At 71.6% G+C, this 1,844-nt stretch carries 1 protein-coding gene; it reads left to right on the top strand.

Annotated features, from left to right (window positions below; translation table 11 throughout):
* Nucleotides 1-1,724: M28 family peptidase (locus ACIQOV_RS32310; RefSeq protein ID WP_401054255.1), on the top strand; the 1,724-nt coding region annotated here is incomplete at its 5' end.
* Between the last annotated feature and the right edge of the window lie 120 nt (nt 1,725-1,844).

Below are 1,844 nucleotides of genomic sequence, written 5' to 3'. Positions count from 1 at the left end.
ACCCCACCTGCACCTTCTTCAACCGCGCCAAGGCCGCCTGGGACGCCGTCGGCGTCCCCGCCCAGACCGGCGACCCCACCTGCACCAACAACGGCAGCAACGACTTCTCGCTCTCCCTCGGCCCGGCCTCCGGCTCCGTCCGGCCCGGCGCCTCCACCACCGCCACCGTCGCAACCACCGTGACCTCCGGCACCGCCCAGACCGTCACCCTCACCGCCTCCGGCCTCCCCACCGGCGTCACCGCGAGCCTCAACCCCTCCACCGTCCAGGCCGGCTCCTCCGCCACCCTCACCCTCAACGCCTCCGCGACGGCCGTGGCCGGGACCTACCAGATCACCGTCACCGGCACCGCCGGCACCACCACCCACACCGCCCAGTACAGCCTCACCGTCGGCGGCGGAGGCAACCCCGGCGGTCCCGCACCCGACATCGACGTCGCCAAGGTCCAGGCCCACCTGTCCCAGCTGAACAGCATCGCGAGCCAGAACGGCGGCCACCGCCGGGCCGGCAGCGCCGGGCACAGCCAGTCGCTGGCGTACATCAAGGGCAAGCTCCAGGCCGCCGGTTACAGCGTCACCGAGCAGACCTGCACCTCCTGCACCTACCAGTCCAACAACCTGATCGCCGACTGGCCCGGCGGCCCGGCCGACCAGGTCACCATGTTCGGCGCCCACCTGGACAGCGTCTCGGCCGGCCCCGGCATCAACGACAACGGCTCCGGCTCGGCCACCCTGCTGGAGAACGCGCTCGTGCTCGCCCAGCAGAACCCCGGCCTGACCCGGCACGTGCGGTTCGCCTGGTGGACCGGTGAGGAGCAGGGCCTGCAGGGCTCGCAGTCCTACGTCGGCCAGCTGGGCTCCGCCCAGCGCTCCGCGATCAAGGCGTACTACAACTTCGACATGATCGCCTCGACCAACGCCGGCTACTTCATCAACAACATCAACTCCGCGGCCTCCGCACCGATGAAGGCCTACTGGGACTCGCTGAACCTCAAGCCGGAGGAGAACGTCGAGGGCCAGGGCCGCTCGGACGACTACTCCTTCCAGCAGGCCGGCATCCCGACCTCCGGCTACGCGGCCGGCGCCAGCGACACCAAGACCTCGGCGCAGGCGGCCAAGTGGGGCGGCACGGCGGGCCGTTCCTACGACTCCTGCTACCACTCCTCCTGCGACACCACCGCCAACATCGACGCGACGGTACTGAACCGCAGCGCCGACGGCGTGGCGTACACCATCTGGAAGACCTCGGTCGGCGGCACCACGCCCACCAACGACTTCTCCCTCTCGGTGAACCCCACCACCGCCACCGTCAAGCCCGGTGAGACCACCACCGCGACGGTCGCCACCTCGACCACCTCCGGCTCGGCCCAGACGGTCAACCTGACCGCCTCGGGCGCGCCGACCGGCGTGACGGTCTCCTTCAACCCGTCCTCGGTGCAGTCCGGCGGCTCGGCGACGCTCACCGTCGCCACCTCCGCCTCGACCCCCACCGGCACCTACAACATCACCCTGACCGGGACCGGCTCGGCCACCCACAGCACCAGCTTCTCCCTGGTGGTGGGCAGCGACTCGCCCAACCCCGGCGGCACCTGGACCGCCGGCACCACCTACCAGGCCGGCGACATCGTGACCTACAACGGCGTCGGCTACCGCTGCCTCCAGGGCCACACCGCCCAGGTCGGCTGGGAGCCGCCGATCGTGCCCGCGCTCTGGCAGCAGGTGTGACCGGGACGCCCTGACACCCGGTGAAGCCGCTGCGCCGCGGTCCGTCGAGGGGGACGGACCGCGGCGCGGCCGTGCGCGCCGACGGATGCCGGAGGGGTCAGATCGGGAGAGCGGCGGGTT

It is taken from the genome of Kitasatospora sp. NPDC091257 (assembly GCF_044757675.1).
Lineage (GTDB): Bacteria > Actinomycetota > Actinomycetes > Streptomycetales > Streptomycetaceae > Kitasatospora > Kitasatospora lactacystinica.
Note: the sequence above shows the minus strand (reverse complement) of the source record. Positions and strands in the feature narration are given on the sequence as shown.